The sequence below is a fragment of the Gryllotalpicola kribbensis genome, assembly GCF_039538245.1.
Classification (GTDB): Bacteria; Actinomycetota; Actinomycetes; order Actinomycetales; family Microbacteriaceae; genus Gryllotalpicola; species Gryllotalpicola kribbensis.
The window spans coordinates 68178-82420 of sequence record NZ_BAABBX010000001.1 but is presented as its reverse complement, the minus strand read 5'-3'; the positions used below and the strand labels follow the sequence as shown (position 1 = coordinate 82420).

Genomic DNA, 14243 nt, shown 5'->3' with positions numbered 1-14243 from the left:
GCTGAAGCTAGTTCGTGCGTCTAGGAATCCCTATCGTGAGACGGGCGGCCGCACCGGCCGCTTTTCTCTCGCACGGAGTGCCTCGATGAAACGCACCATCTCGGCCTGCGCCGCTCTCGCTGCGCTGACCACTCTCGCTGTCGCCGTCGGCACGGTCCCGGCGAACGCCGCGGACAGCACCGGCACCAGCACCGGCACCGAGAGCCTGTTCGACTACCACGTCGAGGGCGTCGCCCCGACCCTGGTCGACGGCGGGCTGCAGTTCGCCGCCGCCGGCGGGCAGCCGGCTGACGCGTTCCACGAGGAGGGCGTCGCGCTCGCCGACGTGACGGAGCTCGGCTTCACCGTGGCGGTGGCCCCGGCCGATGGCGGTGCGGACCCGGCCTATGTGCTCGAGGTGGACACCGATGGCACGAGTGCGAGCCGCATGACGCTGAGCGCGGAGCCGTACCAGAACGGGCTGGCCCTGAACGCGGTCGGCGATTTCGACGTGACGCGCTGGAAGTTCTGGAGTTCGGATCTCGCCGAGTCGGCCGACGGCGGCAAGTCGAGCCCCGAGCCGCTCAGCTGGTTCGAGGACCAGTACCCCGAGGCGGAGGTCGTCGCCCACGGGCTGCGCCTCGACTCGACGGAATCGAGCTCGGCGGCCGTCGTCTCCGGAACGTCGTTCGACGGCATGACGACCGACTTCACGCTCGGAACGGCGTCGAACCCCATCGCGAGCAGCACCGCGCCCGCGGATGGCACCGAGGTGACACCGGGCGAGCTGAGCGGCATCGACCCGCAGTCCGGCATCGGCACGAAGACGGATGCCTGGACGGCGCCATCGGCGTTCGGGCCGATCCAGTACGCGGTCACGAGCTCCGCCAAAGACCCCGCTGCGGTCGGCGGCCTCGCCGCTCCGAGCGTCACGCAGCCTGCGGGAGAGCTGGTCGCGAGTTCCGGCAGGTTCGTCTGGCACGAGACCGCGCAGGGCACCGTGACGGTGCCGGCCGTGGACGGCGGCAGCTGGGCGATCGACGGCACCGCCGCGACGCCGGGCGTGGCGCAGGCTCTCCCCGACGGAAGTCACACCGTCGCCTTCACCCCCGACAGCGGCCGCGCGGTGTACCCCCTCGATGTACCGGCCGGCGGCACGCTCGGCCCCGACGGCTCCGTCGAGTTCGCTGTCGCGCTCGCGCCGGGCGCGGACGGCGGCGTCGCAGCCGTCACGTCATCGGCCGCGCCGAAGGTGAGCGGCACCGCGCAGATCGGAAAGACGCTCACCGCGACCACGGGAACGTTCTCGCCGAGCACTGCGAAGGTCAGCTACCAGTGGCTGGCGAGCGGAGCACCCATCTCCGGCGCCGTCGCGCAGACGTACACGCCGACTTCCGCGAGCCTGGTGGGGAAGAAGCTCAGCGTCGCCGTGACGGCGAGACTCGACGGATATACGGAGTATGTCGCGACCAGTGCGCAGACCGCAGCGGTGGCGACCGGAAGTCTCACGGCGCCGACCCCCACCATCACCGGCACGGCGGCCGTGAACCAGACCCTCACCGCGAAGCCGGGAACGTGGACCTCGGGCACGACGCTCCGCTACCAGTGGTACGCCTCTGGCGCCGCCATTTCGAAGGCGACCGCGTCCACGTTCAAGCTGAGCAGTGCCCAGAAGGGCAAGAAGATCACGGTCAAGGTGACCGGCTCCAAATCGGGCTATGCCTCGGTTGCCAAGACGTCCCCGGCCCGTGGCCCGGTCACGGCCGGTGTCGTGAGCGGACCCGCCCCGACGATCTCCGGCACGGCGAAGGTGGGGGTGACTCTGACCGCCAAGGCCGGTACGTGGACCTCGGGCTCGACGATCTCGTATCGGTGGTACGCGAACGGTGCGGCGATCAGCGGCGCGACCAAGTCGACATTCGTCCCGGCTGCGGCGCAGCTGGGCGCGAAGGTGACCGTGACGGTCACAGCGACGAAGTCCGGCTGGTCGTCGAACAGCAAGTCGTCGGCGGCGACCGCCGCTGTGGCATCCGGCTCGCTCGCGTCTGCGGTGCCCACCATCGCGGGCATCGCCGCGAAGGGGCAGACGCTCACCGCGAAGGCAGGCGCCTGGACGAGCGGCACCGCTCTGAGCTACCAGTGGTTCGCCGGCGGTGCTCCGATCGCGGGGGCGACCGCCGCCGCGCTGAAGCTCGGCGCAGAGCAGGAAGGTCTTCCCATCACGGTCAAAGTCACGGGAACGAAGGCCGGCTACACGACCGTCACCAAGACCTCGGCCGCATCGGGCAAGGTCACGCTCGGTCTCGTCAGCGGACCGGCGCCCAAGATCTCGGGCACCGTCAAGGTCGGCGCGACGCTGACTGCGGCACCGGGCACGTGGACGTCGGGGAGCGCCCTTTCCTACCGGTGGTACCAGAACGGTGTCGCGATCTCGGGCGCGACGTCAGCGCGCCTCGCCCTCACCGCCGGCTTGTACCAGAAGGTGATCACCGTCCGCGTCACGGGGGCGATTCCCGGCTGGACGAGTTCGACGGTGGCCTCCGCACCCACCGCCAAGGTGGCGGCGGGCACGCTGACGGCCGCCACGCCGACCATCAGCGGCACAGATGTGGTCGGAAGCACGCTCGTCGCGAACCGCGGCGGGTGGACCGCAGGGACGAGCTTCACGTACCAGTGGTACCGCAACGGTGCGGCGATCCGTGGGGCGACCGGCGCGAGCTACCGGCTCGTGTCAGCCGATGCTCCGTACCCGATCACAGTGAGGGTGACGGGCGCCAAGAGCGGCTATGTCTCCGTTGCGAAGACCAGTGCGCCCACCCGGCGAGTGAGCCCGGGCGACAGCGTCAACTGCTCGAACTTCTCGACCTGGGCGCAGGCGCAGGCGTGGTACAAGAAGTACTACCCGTACTTCGGTGACGTTGCGAAGCTCGACGCCGACCACGACGGGAGCGCGTGCGACGCGCTGAGGTAGCACGAGCCGACACGGATGCCCCGGGCCGAAGCCCGGGGCATCCGCTCGTCTGACCCTGCCGAGCTACCGGAAGTTCACGAACTGCAGGTCGACGTCGAGGTCCTTGCCCTTGAGCAGCGCGATGGTCGACTGCAGGTCGTCGCGCGACTTCGACGAGACGCGCAGCTCGTCGCCCTGGATCTGGCTCTTGATCGACTTGGGCGCCTCGTCACGGATGATCTTCGAGATCTTCTTCGCGACGTCCTGCTCGATGCCGTTCTTGAGCTTCGCCTCGATGCGGAACTCCTTGCCGCTGGGGAACGGCTTGCCGGCATCCAGCGACTTCAGCGAGATGCCGCGCTTGATGAGCTTGGACTGCAGCACGTCGAGCACGGCGGTCACGCGCTCTTCCGAGCTGGCCTTGAGCAGCAGGTCGTCGCCCGACCACTCGACCGAGGCGCCGACACCCTTGAAGTCGTAGCGCTGGTCGAGCTCCTTCTTGGCCTGGTTGACCGCGTTGTCGGCCTCCATCTTGTCGACCTTGGAGACGATGTCGAAAGAAGAATCTGCCATGCGCACCAGCTTAAGCGCGCCGCGGTCTGGCGGGTCGGTGCGGCGGTCCGAGCGGATGCCGAGGGAGTGGCTTCCGATTTCGTGGGAGCGCGCCACGCGGGTACGATTGACCAGCGCCTTCGATCGGGTGAATACACGCGGTCGGAAGCGTCAACGGCGAGTTACCCAAGCGGCCAAAGGGATCTGACTGTAAATCAGCCGGCTTAGCCTTCGGGGGTTCGAATCCCTCACTCGCCACCCGCCGAATGCGCTATGAAGCCCCGGTCAGAAGCTCTTTCTGACCGGGGCTTCACGCGTTGCGCGAGCTACTTGTCGAAGCGCGCGCCCTCGGGCCGCGGCCCCTGGATCGCGAAGACCAGCAGGATGATCCAGCCGATGATCGGCAGGAACCACCAGAACAGGTTCCACCCGCTGTGGTTCGCGTCGTGCAGCCGGCGGAACCAGAGTGCCAGCCACGGGATCAGGATGGCGAGACCCCACAGCGCGGCGATCGTCGAGAAGGTGATCGAGAGCCCGGTGAGGCTGCCGTCGGCGGTGCGGTGGTTCTGGAAGGTGCTGAGCACCGCGTTGATCACCCACGACACGAGCGCCCACCACCAGAACTCGGCCCGGCTCGCACGGCCGCTGAACGTCGCGTACTTCGTGAAGAAGCGGCGAATCGCGACCGGCAGGGGCGCGCCGTAGTAGGGCTGATCGAGCGTCGGCTCACCGCCGGCAGCTCCTGCGGCACCCGAGGGCCCATACCCGTAGCCGGGCGGCGGGGGCGGAGGCGGCGTCGGTGGCCCCGGCGGGGTCGGCGGCGCGGGCGGCGGCGGTGGGACGTCGGACATGCGGAACCTCCATACTGTTTCCCCCGATAAGACGGGTGTTCGGCGCCAGATTAGGGGCACAGCCCCCTCGGGCGACAGAGCCGCGCCCGGATTAAGAACGGCGGGCCCGGGTGAGTCGCACATCTCACCGGGCCCGCCCGCTATGGAGGAATGTCAGTCACGCACACCGACATCGATGACTACGTTGGCGCGCCACACTGGCAGTGACGTTGCCCGCGGCTATGAATCAGGTGTTAAGAGAACGGCAGGGGATGCCCGCGCCGGCCGCGCGCTCGCCCCGTAGGCTCGTGCCGTGACGCACGCGAATGACGAGCTTCTCGAGATCGCCCGCTCCACGGCCCTCGCCGCCGCAGAGCTGATCCACCGCAAGCGCGCGGGCGGGGTCGCGGTCGCCGCGCTCAAGTCCTCGCCGGTCGACGTCGTCACCGAGGCCGACCGCGAGTCCGAAGACCTGATCCGCTCGCTGCTCGCCGACGCGCGGCCCGGCGACGGATTCCTCGGCGAGGAGTCCGGCGCGGGCGACGCCCCCACCTCCGGCGTGACCTGGGTCGTCGACCCGATCGACGGCACGGTCAACTATCTCTACGACATCCCCGACTACGCCGTGTCCATCGCGGCCGTCGAGGGCGGCGCCGACCCGGAGGCCTGGACGGCGCTCGCCGGCGTCGTCGTGAACCCCGTGCTCGGCGAGGTCTACACGGCGACGCGCGGCGGCGGGGCGTTCCTCCGCGACGCGCGCGGCGAGCGGCGGCTGCAGGTCGCCACGGGCACGCAGCTCGCGAGTGCCCTCGTCGCGACGGGGTTCAGCTACACCGCCGAGCGACGGGAGCGGCAGGCATCCGCCCTCACGCGGCTCATCCCGTTGATCCGCGACATCCGTCGCTTCGGCTCGGCCGCGCTCGACCTGTGCGCGGTCGCGGCGGGCCGGGTCGACGCATACTACGAGCGCGGCCTGCACCCGTGGGATCACGCGGCCGGTGCCCTCATCGCCGCCGAGGCGGGTGCGGAGGTCGCCGGCCTGGGCGGCGCGCCCGCAGGCTCGCTCATGACGATCGCCGCCGAGCCGGGGCTCTTCGCGCAGCTCGAGCCGCTGCTCGACGAGTTCGGAGCGGCGTTCTGACCGGCCCGGTTTGCGCGCCCTGCCCCCCAAGCGGGGGTTCCTGGCTCCCAGCTTGGTCACGGTAGGGTAACGAAGTCGGTCTCCGTTCATCCCAGTGGGCGGATGCCGCGCCAGACCCCGCGCTCACCCCGGCGCTACGACCTCGCACCAAGAAACCGACAATTCCCGTGCACGAGACCCCCGCCCAGCCGCAGACGCGGCGAGCTCTGCGTGAGCTCGAGCGTGCGCAGGTGCCGCGGCGCAGGCGGGTGCGCGGGCACGCGAGCGCTGCAGCCGAGAGCGCCGGCTCGCGTCGCCCGGCCCCGGTCGACCCGATCGCGCCCGTGGTCGCGTCGCTCCCCGGCGCAGGCGCGGCCCCGATCGCGGCTCCCGTTCCGGCCGCGGCGGTGGCGCAGAACCCGTCGCGCGGCGGCGTCGGCCGGAAGCGCCGCACCTCGCGCCCGCTGACCGTCGCCGCGTTCCTCTTCGCCGTCGGCCTCGCGGTGACGAGCGTGGTGCCGATGCTCGCGCTCGGCCAGAGCGCGACCGCGGCCGCCGCCTCGGCTACGGGGGTGCAGGGTCACGAGCAGCTCCAGGCGTGGCAGGCCGCGATGACCAGCACGCGCCCCGCCGCACCGCACGACCAGTACTCGACCAATCTCGTGAAGCCCGGCGACCCGCTCACCGGCAACGGCAAGATCGAGTGGCCGTTCCCGTTCAACTCGCCGATCTCCTACGGCTACGGCCCACGGGTGGCCCCCATGGAAGGCGCCTCGACGTTCCACAAGGGCGTCGACTTCGACCCGGGCGCCGGAGTGGCGATCCAGAACATCACCGCGGGCACCGTCACGAAGGTGGTCACCAACCCGCACAGCGCGCTCGGCATCGAGGTCGTCGTCGACCACGGCACGATCGACGGCCACCACATCGAGAGCCTGTACTGCGAGATGGCTCCGGGCTCGATCAAGGTCGCGGTCGGGCAGAAGATCGCGATGGGCACCATCGTCGGCAACGTCGGCGTCTCGGGAATCTCCACGGGCGCGCACCTGCACTTCGAGCTGCACCAGGACGGCGAGGCGGTCGACCCGCTCGCCTGGCTGCGCGCGCACGCCGGCTGACGCGGCCCGCGCTACCGCTTACGCGTCCTGCGGAACCATACGCGGCGCGCGGAACCATACGCGGCCTGCGGAACCGCTCGCGCGGCCCGGCAGAGTTCACCTCCGAGTTACGGGCGGGCCTTATCCCCGTAACGGGTGCCGCGGTACGGTCGAATCTTGGCCGCGGGCCAGGGGCGCCGAACCCGACTTCGAGCGCCGCCGCGGCAGCTTCGAGGAACCACAGTGCGATCTACCAGGTGGGGAACCCTGCGTTCCCCGATCGCCTATCTGTTCGTGCTGCCTGCGCTGCTGATCTTCCTGGTCTTCTCGATCGGCCCGACGGCGTACACCTTCGCGCTCTCGCTGTTCAAGTGGAACAAGTTCAACCCGGCACTGTCGAGGTTCATCGGGCTCGAGAACTACAGGACCGTGTTCACGGGCGCCGGCGACCCGAGCTTCTGGGCGACGCTCGGCGTCTCGTTCTACTTCGTCGCAGGAATGGTGATCGGCGGCACCGCGATCGGCCTGGCGCTCGCGCTTCTGCTTGCGCGGGGCGGCCGCGCGCTGGCATCCGCTCGCACCATGGTCTTCCTGCCTCACGTGACGCCCATCGTCGCGACCTCGCTCGTGTGGGTGTGGATCTTCAACCCGCAGTTCGGCCTCGCCAACCTCGTGGTGCATGCGACCGGCCACAAGAACATCGACTGGCTGGGCGACTCGAACTGGGCGATGCCGGCCGTGCTGATCTATTCGCTGTGGCACGAGCTCGGATTCGTGACGGTCGTGTTCCTCGGCGGTCTCACCACGATCTCGACCGAGCTCGCTGAAGCGGCCAAGATCGACGGCGCGAACGGCTGGCAGGAGTTCTGGCACGTCACGTTCCCGCAGCTGCGACCCGTCGTGACCCTCGTGCTGCTGATCGAGTCGGTCGGCAGTCTGCAGGCGTTCACGCAGTTCTTCGTGCTGACGCGCGGCGGCCCCGGCTACGCCACCGCCACGCTGGGCTTCCAGCTCTACCAACAGGCGTTCGTGTTTTCGAACACGGGCTACGCGGCCGCGCTCGCGGTCGTGCTCTTCGTCGTCACCGCCGCGCTCAGCATCCTGCAGCTGCGGCTCCAGGGCGACGGCACCTCCCGATCACACTCCAGACCTCGCTCTCTACCCCTGAGAAAGGCCAAGCCATGAAGCGCACCACCCTCACCGCGGTCGTCGCGGGCGCGGCGATCGCTGCACTCGCCCTCACGGGCTGCTCGTCGGGCAGCTCCTCCACCCCGTCCTCCTCGGGCGGCGCCCCCACCCTCGACCCCGGCAAGAAGGTCACCATCACCTTCGCCGAGGCCATGGCCTCAGGCGCGCTCAAGACCGAGCTCGAGAAGGTGACGAAGGAGTTCGAGGCGAAGAACCCGAACATCACCGTCACGCTGCAGGCCCAGCCGGACTACAACACGCTGAAGACCAAGATCGACGCAGCGCTTACCGCCGGCAACGCGCCGACGATCGCCCAGGTCTACGGCGAGTGGGCGGCGGAGTACGCGAGCTCCGACGTGCTCGAACCGCTCACCGCCTACGCCAAGGCCGACCCGTCGGCGACCGACGGCCTCTACAAGGGCATCAGGAACAGCCTCTACATCGACAAGAAGCTGTACATGTGGCCGTTCAACGCGAGCGCCGTCGCCATGTTCTACAACCCCGAGATGCTGAAGGCGGCCGGGCAGGACGTGCCGAAGACGTGGGACGACTTCGTGACCGTCGCCAAGGCCGTCTCGAAGGACGGCGTCGTCGCCCTGCCCATGGACCCCGGCTCATCGTCGGGCCCCGCGGGCGGCACCACGATCTTTGAGCTGATGGCGCAGGCGAACGGCACTCCGGTCTTCACGGCCGACGGCACCCCCAAGTTCGACTCGGACGACGCCGTGAAGGCGCTGCAGACCCTCGTCGACCTGAAGAAGGCGGGCGCGCTGCAGACCGGCACGAACTACCCGGGCGAGACGGCGCTCGGCGCCGAGAAGGGCACCTTCGACATCTCGACGACTACGAGCGTCTACTACGACCAGCAGGCGGTCGGCGACAAGTTCGAGATGGGCATCGCCCCCGTTCCGGCCGCGGCCGACGGCACGCGCGTCAACCAGATCAACGGCACCAACGTCGCCATGTTCTCTTCAGCGACCGACGACCAGAAGGCCGCCGCCTGGAAGTACATGCAGTTCCTCACCGAGGCCGAGACGCAGAGCGAGTGGGCGCAGGCCACCGGCTACCTGCCCGTGAACCCGAAGACGCTCGAGCTGGACGACATGAAGAGCTACATCGCCAAGAACCCCTACGTCACCTTCGCCAGCGAAGACCTCGCCGACTCGTCGGCGCTGCCGCCGTACGCCTGGGTGCAGGACGGCCTCGGCGACCTCGGTGCCGCGCTGCAGTCGGCCCTCGCCGGGAACGCGACCCCCGCGGCCGCGCTGAAGGATGCGCAAGACAAGGCCGAGAAGGCCATGGCGGCAGACAAGTAGGTCCGGCCCGGGCATCCTCGATCACCAGGAATCTCATGACACGAAGGAGAACCCGGCGGGGTCGCGGGATCGCGGCCACGGTCGCCGTGATCGTCGGGCTGGCGTTCCTCGCGCCCCTGCTGTGGGTGCTGATCACCAGCCTGTCCAGCCGCGGCGACGTCTACCGCTTCCCGCCGGCGCTGTGGCCCGACTGGCAGTGGGCGAACTACGCCCGCGCCTGGTCGGCCGCGCCGTGGGTGCGGTACTTCGTCAACACCGTGTTCATCGGGGCCTGCACCGTGGCCCTGGTGCTCGTGACCTCGGTACTCGCCGGGTTCGCCTTCGCCCGCATGCGCTTCGTGGGGCGCACGCCGCTCTTCCTGCTCGTGCTCGCCGTGATGATGGTGCCCCAGACGGTGCTCATCATCCCGAACTACGTGATCGCGTCGCGGCTGCACCTGCTCGACACCTACTGGATCCAGATCCTGCCGTTCGGGGCATCCGTCTTCGGCATCTTCCTGCTGCGGCAGTTCTTCCTCTCGATCCCCAGCGAGATCTTCGACGCCGCGCAGCTCGACGGCGCGGGCCCGGTGCGCATGGCGTTCCAGGTCGCCGGGCCGCTCGCCCGGCCGTCACTGATCCTCGTCGGGCTCAACACCTTCATGGGGGCATGGAACTCGTTCGTGTGGCCGTACATCATGACGACCAAGGACTCGATCCGCCCCATCGAGGTCGGGCTGAACGCCTTCTACGGCGTGAACGGCACCGACTGGACGACGCTGTCGGCCGCCGTCGTCTTCACGACGATCCCGATCGTCGTGCTCTTCCTCTTCTTGCAGAAGTACTTCGTGACCGGCCTCTATTCGACTTCAGGAGCAGTGAGATGACGGATGCCGCGCCCGGCCGCCCCGGCGACGACGCGACCACGATCGAGTTCTACGGCGGCCTGGGGGTCATCGGCTCGTCGAAGGTCGTGATCCGCCACGGCAGCGGCGCGGGCGAGTCGCGCGTGCAGCTCGACATGGGCCTCGACATTCCGAACGGCGAGGATCTGATGGCCGCGCCGGTGGGTCTCGGCACGCGGCCCGGGCGCGAGCTCGCCGACCTGCTGCGCCTGGGCGCCGCACCGCGCGTGCCCGGCCTGTACGACCCGCGCTGGCTGCCGGCCGACGTCTCGAGCGCCGAGCTGCTCGCCGACGCCCCCGGCAGCCACGCGCTGTTCGTCAGCCACGCGCACCTCGACCACATGGGCCTCGCGGGGTTCGTGCGCCCCGCCGTGCCGGTCTACGCGACCCCGCAGACCGTCGAGCTGCTGCGCGCGCTCGCCGCGTCGGGCGAAGGCGTGCTCGGCGCCGAGCCGGACTGGCGCCCGATCGAGTTCGGCGCGCCCGTCACGGTGGGCGAGATCACGGTCGAGGCGCTGCCCGTCGACCACGACGTTCCCGGGGCGGCCGGATTCCTGGTCACGACTCCCGACGGGCGGGTGGCCTTCACCGGCGACCTGCGGTTCCACGGCGAGCAGCCCGAGCTCAGCCGCGACTTCGCGGCCGCGATCTCGGGCGTCGACGTCCTCGTGACCGAGGGCACCGCCCTCTCGTGGGAGCCGCGTTCCGATTCCGCCGCGACCGAAGCCGACGTCGTCACCCGGTTCCAGGCGACCCTCGCCGAGGCATCCGGCCTCGTGCTCATCGCCCTCTACCCGCGCAACGTGCAGCGCGCGCGGCGCATCGCGGATGCCGCGCGCGGCGCGGGCCGCATCGTGGTGTGGCCGGGCCGGGTCGCCGCGCTGTTCGCGCGGCTCGGGCTGCCCGGCATCGTGACGTGGGACGCGTCGCGGCCGCAGGCGGCGGGGCACCTCGAGGCCGTCGCCGCCGCGCGGGCCGACGGCTTCCCGCTCGAGCCGGTGTCGCTCGAGGCGGTGCGCACCGCGCCCGGCAGATTCGTCGTGATGCCCGACCCGCACGACCTGCCGAGCCTGCTCGATCTGCCGCTGCACCCAGGCGACGTGCTGCTGCACTCGAACGGGCAGCCCCTCGGCGACTTCGACACCTGGTGGCGGCCGTTCACCGCGTGGCTCGCCCGGCTCGGCGTCGAGCTGCGGTTCGCGGGCTCGAGCGGCCACGCGACCGCCGACGATCTGCACGCCATGGTCGAGCGCGTCGCGCCGCCGGTGGTCTTCCCGATCCACAGCTTCAGCCCGCGCCGCCTGCAGGTGCCGTCGGGCACGCGCCGCGTGATCGCGGAGTACGGCGTGCGCTACACGCTCGACGGCACCCCGGTCACTCGGTGACCATCCACACCGTCGTGTCCGGCGGCAGGTTCCGCCCGACCGGGGCGCTCGCCCCGATGACGCGGCCGTCGGGCAGATAGAAGTCCCACCCGCCGAGGTTCGAGATCACCGTGACGTCCTGGTTCCGGAACGCCACGACGTCTTCGCCGTAGCCCTCGAGGAACTCGAGCGAGCCCTCGCCGAGGGCGTGCTCGCGGCGCAGGTTGAGCAGCTCGTGATACATCGCGAGCGTCGAGCCGGGGTCGGATTCCTGCTCGTCGCGCGCCAGCTCGGCCCACTCGGGCGGCTGCGGCAGCCACGAGGCGCCCGACGGCGAGAACCCGTACGCGGGTGCCTCGGCCTCCCACGGGATCGGCACGCGGCATCCGTCACGCCCATAGCGCTCGCCGCCCGTGCGGAACCACGTGGGGTCCTGGCGTGCGTCGTCGGGCAGGTCGGCGACCTCGGGCAGGCCGAGCTCCTCACCCTGATAGAGATAGGCGGAGCCGGGCAGCGCGAGCATGAGCGCGGTCGCGGCGCGGCCCCGGCGCAGGGCGAAATGGCGCTCGGGCAGATTCGGGATGTCCCGCGGGCCGACGCCGGCACCCTGCGGGCTCTCGAACGAGAGCGCGAGGCGTGTCGTGTGCCGCAGCACGTCGTGGTTGGAGAGCACCCAGGTCGCCGGCGCGCCGACGGACTCGAACGCCTCGAGCGACTCGGTGATGACCTCGCGCTGCGCCTCGGCCTGCCACTCGGTGAGCAGGTAGCTGAAGTTGAAGGTCTGCTGCATCTCATCGGGGCGCACCCACTGCGCAAGCTTCGAGAGCGGCTCGACCCATGCCTCGCCGCAGAGCGCGCGGTCGCCGTCGTACTCGGCGAGCACCTGGTGCCATTCGCGGAAGATCTCGTGCACGCCGTCCTGGCCCCAGTAGGGCGCGGTCTCCGGCTTGTCCTCGACGTCCTCGGCACCCGTGTGGCCGCCGCCCATCGAGCGCGGCTTCGGCGGCGTGTAGTCGGGCAGGCCCTCGGCCTTGATGAGCCCGTGCGCCACGTCGACGCGGAAGCCGTCGACGCCGCGATCGAGCCAGAATCGCAGGATGTCGCGGAAGGACTCGCGCACGACGGGGGAGCGCCAGTTGAGGTCGGGCTGAGTGACGTCGAAGAGGTGCAGGTACCACTGGCCGGGGGTCCCGTCGGCCTCGGTCACGCGGGTCCAGGCGCCGCCGCCGAAGACCGACTGCCAGTTGTTGGGCGGCTCGTTGCCGCCGTGCCCCCTGCCGTCGCGGAACAGGTAGCGCTCGCGCTCGGGTGAGCCGGGGCCGGCGGCGAGGGCGGCCTTGAACCACTCGTGCTCGCTCGAGGTGTGGTTCGGCACGAGGTCGATGATGACCTTGAGGGTGAGCTGGTGAGCGCGCGCGAGCAGGGCGTCGAAGTCCTCGAGGGTGCCGAACAGCGGCGCGACGCCGACGTAGTCGGCGACGTCGTAGCCGGCGTCGTTCTGCGGGGAGGGCTGGAAGGGCGACAGCCAGACGGCGTCGGCACCGAGCTCGGCGATCTTCTCGAGGCGGCTCGTGATGCCGGGCAGGTCTCCGATCCCGTCGCCGTTCGAGTCCGCGAACGACCGCGGGTACACCTGGTAGATCACTGCGCTGCGCCACCACTCTGAAGCCATAGCGCCACGCTATCGAGCGAAGTGCGGCTTGCCGAGGGGTTGCCGCGCGCGTCTCGCGCGGGCATCCGGCTCGCTCGCGCTCGTTGGCTCTCGATCGCGCGTGCAAGGGGCGCGCCGGCCTCGTGAAACCTGCCCCGCCCAGGCCAGCACGATTTCATCGCGACAAGGTCGCTCTGTTATGCTCTTGCAGGTTGCCAGAGCGTCTGTTCCTTCGACAGCGACCGGCGAACGCCCCGATAGCTCAGTGGTAGAGCACTTCCATGGTAAGGAAGGGGTCGTCAGTTCAATCCTGACTCGGGGCTCTGCTTTTTGTAGGGCTGCGCCCCGCCGAAGGCTCTTCTCATTTCTTGGCTGAGTAGCTCAGTTGGTGAGAGCGCACGACTCATAATCGTGAGGTCGCGGGTTCGAGTCCCGCCTCAGCTACCAACACCCCCGGAACCTCGTGGTTCCGGGGGTTTTCGCGTCTTTGCGAGGGCGACGGGGCGGGCGTCAGGCTGCAGTCGTCAGGCGATGACGACTGTCACGTCGGCTTCGGTCAGGGCGGCGCGTACCTCGTCGGGGAGGCCAGCGTCGGTGACCACGATGTCGACGGCGTCGAACGTGCAGACGGTCGCCATCGCGGATCGCGCGAACTTGGAGCTCTCTGCGAACAGGATCGTCCGCCTGGCCGCGCCGACGATGGCCTTCTTCGCTGCGGCGTCGGTGATGTCGTATGCGCTGACGCCGGTGCGCGGGTCGGCGCCGCAGCAGGTCAGCACGGCGGTGTCGAAGCGCAGCTCGCGCAGCGTCTGGTCGATCAGCGGGCCGACGATCGATCCTTCCGAGGGGCGCACGGACCCGGCGGGTGTGAGAAGCGACACCGTGGTGCTGCCGGCTAAGGCCGCGATGCCCTGCACAGACATGGGCAGCACCGTGACGCGCCGCGATGCCAGTGCGTGCGCCGTGGCGGTCCCCGTCGTGCCGCTGTCGACGATGACGGCTTCGCCATCGCTGATCAGCGTTGCCACGGCGGTCGCCAAGCGCTGCTTGAGGGTGCGGTCGCCCTGCTCGAGCCGCGCGGAGAACGGGATGCCCTCGCCCCGCAGGTTCGACGAGACTGCCCCGCCGCGAACGCGCCGCAGGGCGCCCTCCTCCGCGAGCCGCTCGAGATCGCGGCGGACCGTGATCTCGGAGGTCTCGAAGTCGACCGCGAGCTGCTCGACGTCGACGCGGCCGCGCTCTGTCAGGGCCGCGAGAATGCGCGCACGACGCTCGGATGCCTGCACGAATCCACTCTAGTGCAACTTCAAAT

At 70.0% G+C, this 14243-nt stretch carries 11 protein-coding genes and 3 tRNA genes; 10 read left to right on the top strand and 4 right to left on the bottom strand.

What is annotated here, in order from left to right; all coding sequences use genetic code 11:
* The first annotated feature begins 85 nt into the window (after positions 1 to 85).
* Positions 86 to 2950 (top strand): hypothetical protein, encoded by a 2865-nt coding sequence (locus tag ABD716_RS00445; RefSeq protein WP_344772649.1) that lies wholly within the window; start codon positions 86 to 88, stop codon positions 2948 to 2950.
* 63 nt (positions 2951 to 3013) lie between these two features.
* Here the strand turns inward: ABD716_RS00445 and ABD716_RS00440 are convergent, their stop codons facing one another.
* A complete protein-coding gene (locus tag ABD716_RS00440) occupies positions 3014 to 3502 on the bottom strand; it encodes a YajQ family cyclic di-GMP-binding protein (RefSeq protein ID WP_344772647.1) in 489 nt (162 codons plus the stop codon).
* A gap of 155 nt (positions 3503 to 3657) precedes the next feature.
* Between ABD716_RS00440 and ABD716_RS00435 the strand changes: the two genes are divergently transcribed.
* A tRNA-Tyr gene (locus ABD716_RS00435) sits at positions 3658 to 3739 on the top strand.
* 68 nt (positions 3740 to 3807) lie between these two features.
* On the opposite strand, the gene ABD716_RS00430 is transcribed toward ABD716_RS00435, so the two are convergent.
* Positions 3808 to 4332 carry a DUF805 domain-containing protein gene (locus tag ABD716_RS00430; RefSeq protein ID WP_344772645.1) on the bottom strand — a complete coding sequence of 175 codons (525 nt, stop codon included), beginning with the start codon at positions 4330 to 4332 and terminating at the stop codon, positions 3808 to 3810.
* Positions 4333 to 4624: 292 nt separating this feature from the next.
* Here ABD716_RS00430 and ABD716_RS00425 point away from each other — a divergent pair, with 292 nt between their 5' ends.
* The 6 genes from ABD716_RS00425 to ABD716_RS00400 all read left to right on the top strand — a co-directional run bounded on the left by ABD716_RS00425 (position 4625) and on the right by ABD716_RS00400 (position 11301).
* Positions 4625 to 5452: an inositol monophosphatase family protein gene (locus ABD716_RS00425; RefSeq protein ID WP_344772643.1), complete on the top strand. Its 828-nt coding sequence runs from the start codon at positions 4625 to 4627 to the stop codon at positions 5450 to 5452.
* A gap of 167 nt (positions 5453 to 5619) precedes the next feature.
* Positions 5620 to 6549 carry a M23 family metallopeptidase gene (locus ABD716_RS00420; RefSeq protein ID WP_344772641.1) on the top strand — a complete coding sequence of 310 codons (930 nt, stop codon included), beginning with the start codon at positions 5620 to 5622 and terminating at the stop codon, positions 6547 to 6549.
* 222 nt (positions 6550 to 6771) lie between these two features.
* On the top strand, positions 6772 to 7713 hold the full coding sequence (locus ABD716_RS00415) for a carbohydrate ABC transporter permease (protein ID WP_344772639.1): 942 nt from the start codon (positions 6772 to 6774) through the stop codon (positions 7711 to 7713).
* Positions 7710 to 9032, top strand: a complete 1323-nt coding sequence (locus ABD716_RS00410; RefSeq protein WP_344772637.1) for an ABC transporter substrate-binding protein — start codon at positions 7710 to 7712, stop codon at positions 9030 to 9032. Before ABD716_RS00415 ends, ABD716_RS00410 begins: the two co-directional genes overlap by 4 nt.
* Positions 9033 to 9067: 35 nt before the next feature.
* Positions 9068 to 9898, top strand: a complete 831-nt coding sequence (locus ABD716_RS00405; RefSeq protein WP_344772635.1) for a carbohydrate ABC transporter permease — start codon at positions 9068 to 9070, stop codon at positions 9896 to 9898.
* The gene (locus tag ABD716_RS00400) at positions 9895 to 11301 is read left to right on the top strand and encodes an MBL fold metallo-hydrolase (RefSeq protein WP_344772633.1); all 1407 of its coding nucleotides are present in this window, start codon (positions 9895 to 9897) and stop codon (positions 11299 to 11301) included. Before ABD716_RS00405 ends, ABD716_RS00400 begins: the two co-directional genes overlap by 4 nt.
* Here ABD716_RS00400 and ABD716_RS00395 read toward each other — a convergent pair.
* Complete coding sequence (locus ABD716_RS00395; RefSeq protein ID WP_344772631.1) at positions 11291 to 12952, bottom strand: glycoside hydrolase family 13 protein; 1662 nt, start codon at positions 12950 to 12952, stop codon at positions 11291 to 11293. The genes ABD716_RS00400 and ABD716_RS00395 overlap by 11 nt on opposite strands.
* A gap of 230 nt (positions 12953 to 13182) precedes the next feature.
* On the opposite strand from ABD716_RS00395, the gene ABD716_RS00390 reads away from it, so the two are divergent.
* Both ABD716_RS00390 and ABD716_RS00385 read left to right on the top strand, forming a co-directional pair.
* Positions 13183 to 13254 (top strand) — tRNA-Thr (locus tag ABD716_RS00390).
* A gap of 47 nt (positions 13255 to 13301) precedes the next feature.
* Positions 13302 to 13378 (top strand) — tRNA-Met (locus tag ABD716_RS00385).
* Positions 13379 to 13455: 77 nt separating this feature from the next.
* Here ABD716_RS00385 and ABD716_RS00380 read toward each other — a convergent pair.
* Positions 13456 to 14217: a DeoR/GlpR family DNA-binding transcription regulator gene (locus ABD716_RS00380; RefSeq protein ID WP_344772629.1), complete on the bottom strand. Its 762-nt coding sequence runs from the start codon at positions 14215 to 14217 to the stop codon at positions 13456 to 13458.
* Between the last annotated feature and the right edge of the window lie 26 nt (positions 14218 to 14243).

Coding starts and splice junctions, on each gene's coding strand:
- ABD716_RS00405 (WP_344772635.1), top strand. CDS start 9,068: ATGACACGAAGGAGAACCCGGCGGGGTCGCGGGATCGCGGCCACGGTC.
- ABD716_RS00410 (WP_344772637.1), top strand. CDS start 7,710: ATGAAGCGCACCACCCTCACCGCGGTCGTCGCGGGCGCGGCGATCGCT.
- ABD716_RS00440 (WP_344772647.1), bottom strand. CDS start 3,502: ATGGCAGATTCTTCTTTCGACATCGTCTCCAAGGTCGACAAGATGGAG.
- ABD716_RS00400 (WP_344772633.1), top strand. CDS start 9,895: ATGACGGATGCCGCGCCCGGCCGCCCCGGCGACGACGCGACCACGATC.
- ABD716_RS00445 (WP_344772649.1), top strand. CDS start 86: ATGAAACGCACCATCTCGGCCTGCGCCGCTCTCGCTGCGCTGACCACT.
- ABD716_RS00430 (WP_344772645.1), bottom strand. CDS start 4,332: ATGTCCGACGTCCCACCGCCGCCGCCCGCGCCGCCGACCCCGCCGGGG.
- ABD716_RS00395 (WP_344772631.1), bottom strand. CDS start 12,952: ATGGCTTCAGAGTGGTGGCGCAGCGCAGTGATCTACCAGGTGTACCCG.